The sequence below is a fragment of the Frankia tisae genome (genome assembly GCF_025403405.1).
GTDB lineage: Bacteria > Actinomycetota > Actinomycetes > Frankiales > Frankiaceae > Frankia > Frankia tisai.
This window is the reverse complement of record NZ_JANEZT010000391.1, coordinates 1-6047: the sequence shown is the minus strand read 5'-3', so window position 1 is coordinate 6047 and position 6047 is coordinate 1. Positions and strand designations below refer to the sequence as shown.

The 6047-nt window shown below is 71.7% G+C and carries 6 protein-coding genes; all 6 read right to left on the bottom strand.

What is annotated here, in order from left to right; genetic code table 11:
• On the bottom strand, positions 1-687 hold a 687-nt coding region (locus tag NBZ85_RS26340; protein WP_261562803.1), incomplete at its 3' end, for a GNAT family N-acetyltransferase.
• Between the two features lie 53 nt (positions 688-740).
• Positions 741-1562: a carbohydrate ABC transporter permease gene (locus NBZ85_RS26335; RefSeq protein WP_261560634.1), complete on the bottom strand. Its 822-nt coding sequence runs from the start codon at positions 1560-1562 to the stop codon at positions 741-743.
• A gap of 60 nt (positions 1563-1622) precedes the next feature.
• Complete coding sequence (locus NBZ85_RS26330) at positions 1623-2603, bottom strand: carbohydrate ABC transporter permease (RefSeq protein ID WP_372517822.1); 981 nt, start codon at positions 2601-2603, stop codon at positions 1623-1625.
• Positions 2604-2724: 121 nt separating this feature from the next.
• The gene (locus NBZ85_RS26325; RefSeq protein WP_261562802.1) at positions 2725-3645 is read right to left on the bottom strand and encodes a metallophosphoesterase family protein; all 921 of its coding nucleotides are present in this window, start codon (positions 3643-3645) and stop codon (positions 2725-2727) included.
• A gap of 34 nt (positions 3646-3679) precedes the next feature.
• Complete coding sequence (locus NBZ85_RS26320; protein WP_372517818.1) at positions 3680-4588, bottom strand: tyrosine-protein phosphatase; 909 nt, start codon at positions 4586-4588, stop codon at positions 3680-3682.
• Entirely contained in the window at positions 4585-5967 is a 1383-nt protein-coding gene (locus NBZ85_RS26315; protein WP_261560558.1) for an ABC transporter substrate-binding protein, read from the bottom strand. The genes NBZ85_RS26320 and NBZ85_RS26315 overlap by 4 nt, the downstream gene beginning before the upstream one ends.
• Positions 5968-6047: the final 80 nt, after the last annotated feature.

The window sequence follows — 6047 nt, the reverse complement described above, 5'->3', positions numbered from 1 at the left end:
GGCCGGGCGGGCGAGGAGGCCGGCTCGCACGCCGGGCCATTCGGCGCGGACGATCGAGTAGTAGGCGGAGTCGCGGGCCGTGCCGTCGAAGGCAAGCACGTGGGCGCGGCGGACACCCTCGAAGCGGGCGCCGAGCCGTTCGATCGCCGCGCGGGAGCGGGCGTTGCGTGCGTCGGTCTTCAGGCACACCCGCAGCGCAGCCCAGGTGCCGAAGGCGTGGCCGAGCAGCAGCAGCTTCGCCTCGGTGTTGACGGCCGTGCGCTGGGCCGAGGCTGCCAGCCACGTCCCCCCGATCTCGGCCACCGACGGCGGGGTCCCCGCCGCCCCGCCTGCCCCCGCCGGGTCAGGTCCCGCCGGGTCAGGTCCTGCCGGGTCCGCCGCCGGCCGCCAGAAGCCGAGGTCGAGGAACCGGGTGGCGCCCACGATCCGGTCGGAGCTGCCGGGATCGGCGCCCCGCTCCCGGAGCACGAGCGGGATCGCCAGGCCGCGGTCCCGCTCGGCGACGGCGGCCGCCACGTAGCGCGCCATCGCCTCCGGGGTCGCCGGGACGTCCGTGAAACCGTAGGTCCGCCGGTCCTCGGTGGCGGCGCGAACCAGACCGTCGACGTGGTCGGCGCGCATCGGTTCCAGCCGCACGCGGCGACCGACGAGCACCGGCATGGCCCAGTCGGGGGGCGTCCCTGTCATGGCGCCCAGCATGGCAGCGGTCCGTCCGGACCCACCACCGGTTCTGTGCGTTCTCAGCGCAGGCCGGAGCGGACGAAGGCGTCGATGACCTGGCGCTGCATGACGAGGTACAGCGCGAACACCGGTAGGCAGGCCAGGCCCGAGGCGGCCATCACCGCGCCCCAGTCGTCGCCCTCGGCGGTGAGGAAGCCGCGGATGCCGAGCTGCACGACCGAGTTCGCGCGCTGCAGCACCAGCGCGGGCCAGAAGTACTCGTTCCAGGCGGAGATGAACAGCAGGATCGACAGCGACGCCAGCGCCGGGCGCAGGTTCGGCACGACGACCGTCCACAGCGTCGTCCACGACCCGCGTCCGTCGATGCGGGCCGCGTCGAGCAGCTCGCGCGGAAACGCCTGCATGTGCTGGCGGAGCATGAGCACGGCCAGCGCCGAGCACAGGTTCGGCACGATGACGCCCGCCAGCGTGTTCAGTAGGCCCAGATTCGACAGCACCAGGTAGTTCGAGATCATCGTCACCTGGAACGGGATGAGCCAGGTCGCCACGAACGCCATGAACAGCACCGTGCGGCCACGGAAGTCCCAGGCGGCGAAGGCGTACGCGGCGAGCAGGCAGATGACCAGCTGACCAGCGGCGGTGACGACGGCGATGACGAGGGTGTTGCCGAGCAGGCCCACGACGTCGAGGCTGTCGAAGACCTGCCGGTAGTTACCGACACTCAGCGGCCAGGGCAGCAACGACTGGTCGTAGAGGTCCTGGGGGCGGCGGAACGAGCTCGCGATCATCCAGTACACCGGGAAAACGCTGATCAGGCTCAACAAGGCGAGCATGGAATGGCTGGTCGCGGCCCGCAGGCGGGATGTCCGCATGCTGCTCATCATTCGCGTCCTCGGGTCGGCGGGGATGGACGGGCGCCGGTCGGGGCGGCGCGGCCCCGGTCAGTTGTCGGCGAAGCTGTAACGGTCTGCGAGTTTCACCAGAAGCGCGGCGACGACGGCGAAGACGGCGAAGAACGAGATGCCGGCGGCGGAGGCGAGACCGGAGTCGAGGCTGCGGAAGCCGTACTCCCAGAGCAGGTAGTAGACGTTCGTGGTGGAGTCCGCCGGCCCGCCCTGGGTGAGTATGTCGAGGAGCGGGAACGTCCACTGCGCGGACAGCAGCACCGTCATCAGCAGCATGAACAGCAGCGTCGAGCGCAGCAGTGGCAGTGTCACCCAGCGGGTCACCTGCCAGCGGGAGGCGCCGTCCATCTCGGCGGCCTCGGCGTAGTCGGCGCTGATGCCGGTCAGGCCGGCGGAGATGACGAGGGTCGCGAAGCCGAGAATCTGCCAGGCGCAGATCGCGAGGATGGCGAGCAGCGCCGTCCGTTCCTCGCGCAACCAGTTGTAGGAGCCGAGGCCGAGAGCGTGGTTGACGATTCCCTGGGGGTCCAGCAGCCAGCGCCACACCGCGGCCGTGGCGACCGGCGCCATGAGCATCGGCAGGAAGATCAGCGCCCGGTATGTCGTGCGCGAGCGGCCGCCCAGATTCCGGATTCCCAGCGCGATCGCGGTGGGCAGGATGATCGCGAACGGGATCAGGCCGAGGATGTACCAGAGCGTGTTCTTGGCGGCGCCGCGCAGCTGCGGCAGCGTGAACACCCGTTTGTAGTTTTCGAATCCGACGTAGGTCCGCGGGGAGGTCGGCAGCAGGTTCCAGTGGTAGAAGGACAGCTGGACGGCCTCGATGACCGGTTTGTACGTCCACACCGCCAGGCAGGCCAGCCCGGGCAGCAGGTAGAGATACGGCGGCAGGGCGGCGACCGCCCGGCGGGCCAGCGGTGGGCGCAGTGCCTCGACCGGTCTGGCCGGGACCGTCACCGCGCCGCCGCCGGCGCCGGGGACCCGCAGGGCGCCGGAGTACGCGACTTCGACGAACACGATCTGGAACATCCTTCCGACAGGCCGACGCCGATTCCGGTGCGGGGTGGCCGGGACGCCCGCCCGGGCGGATCCCGGACGGGCACCCCAGACGCCCGTGATCAGGCTGGCACTGGGTGGGTCAGACGGCGGCGGAGGCGGTCGAGGCGGTCGAGGTGGAGGCGGTCGAGGTGGTGGAGGCGGCGTGCTCGGCGGCGAGGCGGCTGAGGTCGTCGAGAGTCATGTCATAGACGACCTCGGCGGCGGCGATCGGCACCGTCGTGGCAACCGCGCCCTGCGGGTAGACGTCGACCCGGGTGTACTCGCCACCGACCAGTCCGGTCATCCGGTCCGCCGGGCCGATCACCTGGGCCCGGTAGGCGGTGGCGCCCGCCACCCACACCGGCACCCCGCCGAGCACGCCCGCCGACGCGTGGTGGGCGTGCCCGGTCAGCACGATCTTCACGTCGCTGCCGGCGAGGACGTCCGCGAGGTTCTGCGGCTCGGCGAGCAGCAGCGTGTTGACCATGGCGATCGGGGAGGGCACAGGTGGGTGGTGCAGGGCCAGCACCGTCCCGGCGGGCGCCGGCGTGGCCAGCTCGTCGGCGAGCCAGCGCAGCTGGGCGGTGCTGAGGAACCCGCCGTGCTGGCCCGGTTCGGTGCTGTCGAGAACGATGATCCGCAGGTCGCCGACCCAGTGCGTGTAGTCGTGCGGCTCGGTGGTCGGCTCCGCGCCGAACAGGCCGTCCCGGAACGGACCACGCGCGTCGTGGTTGCCCATCCCGTAGAGGACCGGCACCCCCATCCGGGTGGCGACGGGTTCCACCAGCTCCCGCAGCCGCCGGTAGGCCAGCACGTCGCCACTGTCGGCGAGGTCACCGGTGAGCAGCAGGACGCTGATCTTCAGCGTGGACGCCTCGATCTGAGCGAGGACCGACGACAGCGCGGCATAGGTGTCGACCTTGTCGTGCAGCAGCTCGCCCGGGCGGACGATGTGGGTGTCGCTGATCTGGATCAGGGTGTGGGTGGGCGTGTGCGTGGTCGGGTCGAGAAGGGGGAGCACGGGTGTCCTTTCGGGCCGGAGGGCGGCTTTCGGGTCAGGCACCGACGACGGGCCGGTCCGCCGGCACGACGAGGGCGTCGACGAGGCGGTTGAGGGCGTGGGCCGTCGCGCCGTGGGCGAGCAGGTAGCCGCGGGCGTCGCCATGGCTGGCGTGGATGCGGTCGAGCGCGTGCCGGATGAGCTCCGGCGGGCTGGCCAGCAGCGCGGCGGGCAGCTCGGCGCCGTCCGTGGAGGCCCGCGCCGACATCTTCTGCACGGCCGCCGCGGCCTCGTCGCGCAGGAAGTCGGCGGTCAGCGCGAAGTCCTCGGCGATCACCTCGGCCGGCACCCCGGCGAGGTCGAGGACCAGGGCGACGACCATGCCGGTGCGGTCCTTGCCGGCGCTGCAGTGCACGATCGCGGGCAGCGCCCCCGGCGCGGCGAGCGCGAGGACGGCCGCCGCGAGCCGCTCGCCCCGCTGGTCGACGGTGTAGTCGTAGATGGCTCGCAGATCGCCGCCGGCACCGGCCGCGTGGACGGCCGCCAGCCCCGCCGCCGCCCCGGCGGAGACCGGCTCGCCGGCCATCGCCGGGGCGGCCGCGCGGGTGGCCGGCACGGTGTAGACGGGTACCCGGCGGTGTTCGACGGCCAGCCGTCCGAGCCGGTCCGGGTCGTGCGTCACCTCGGCGTCCTCGCGCAGGTCGACGACGGTGCGCAGGCCCAGCTGCGCGAGGACCGCCTGGCCGGGCCCGTCGAGGCCACGCAGGGCGCCCGAGCGCAGCAGGGTCCGCCAGCGCAGCCGGCCGCCGTCGGCGGTGCGGTACCCGCCGACGTCCCGCAGGTTGATCGTGCCGGCCAGCGGCAGGTCGCGGCGCGGCTGCGGGCTGCCGGCGACCGCCTCCCCGGTGGTGTCGGTGGCGCCGACGGTGTCGGTGTCGGTGGCCGTCGTGTTCAACGTGGTCACTTCGACGGCATGAGCGAGGTGGCCTGCTTCTGCGCGGCGGCCAAGGTGGAGGCGGGGTTCTTGCCGCCGAAGACGGCGCCTTCGACCGCGGACATCATCGTGTCGCTGATCTGCAGGTAGTTGTCGCCGGGGAAGGACTCCCACGGCTGCAGCTGGGCGAGCTGGTCGAGGTTGGGCTTGATGAGCGGGTTCGCCTTCGCCCAGGCCTGCAGGCCGTTCGGGTCGTCGATCAGCCCGGTGCGCAGCGGCAGGTAGCCGATCTTCGAGGAGATCTGGGTATAGGCGTGGTCGCTGGTCAAGAACTTGATCAGTTCCCAGGCAGCGCGCTGCTTGGCCGGGTCCTTGCTGAAGATGGCCAGGCCCGAGCCCGAGTTGGTGGGGACGACCGGCTTCGACCCGAACGACGGCTCCTGGGAGGCGGCGAGCTCCCAGTTGTTCGTCTTGGCGCCGGCCATGAACAACCCCTGCACCGCGCTGGTCTCCAGCATCATGCCGAGCTGTCCGCTGCTGAACGCCTTGAACGCCTGCGTCTGGTCCAGATTGGGCATCGCGCCGCTGTGGGACAGGTCGGCCATGGTCGACACCGCCGAAACGGCCGGTGCGTCGGCGAACGGCAGGGACTTGCCGTCCTGGGACAGCACCCGGCCACCCGAGGAACGGACCAGGCTCTGGAAACACCAGACGGCGGCCTTCGTCACACAGTCGACGAGGATGCCGTCCTTGCCGGTCTTCGACTTGATGGCGAGCGCGGCGTTCTTGACGTCGGCCCAGGTCTTCGGCGGATTGGCCGGGTCCAGTCCCGCCTGGGTGAACAGCGTCTTGTTCATCCAGAGCACCGGGGTGGAGAAGACGTAGGGCATCGCGTAGGTCTTGCCGTCGACGTCGCCGAGGGTGCGCGCCTTGGGGGCGAACGGGTGGGCGCCGCCGAAGTTGGCCTGCACGGCGTCCCGTCCGACCAGGGTGTTCAGCGGCTGGGCGCCGAGGCTGCCGGCGACGAACCGCAGCGCGTCGAACGTGACCTGGGCGACGTCCGGCGGGTTGCCGGCGAGCACCTGGTTTTTCACGCTGCTGGTGTAGTCGCCGTTCGGCGTGGTGCCCTGCGGCGGCTGGCCCTTGACGGTGATGTTGGGATGCGCGGCCTCGAAGTCGTGCAGCAGTCCCTCGATGACCGGTTTCCAGGTGCCCGTGCTGGTGAGGTTGTAGCTCTCGAAGACGATGGAGACCTTCTGGTCCGGGGCGAGTTCGGGGATCGTCGCGGTCGTGCCGGAACCGGCGGCGGTCGCACTCGACGGGGTGGAGGAGGACGTCGCGCACGCGGATGCCAGCGCGGCGACCAGGACGAGGCCGGTCGCGGCGCGCAGCAGGCGTGGTCGGGCCACGGTGAAGCTCCCTTACGGATCGAGTGGGGCTTGACGCGGGGCCGGGGGGCGTGCACAGGGCTCGCGTCCCGGCCTGCGAG

Excerpts from the sequence above, each read along its gene's own strand:
- NBZ85_RS26335 (WP_261560634.1), bottom strand. The coding sequence starts at position 1,562 with ATGAGCAGCATGCGGACATCCCGCCTGCGGGCCGCGACCAGCCATTCC.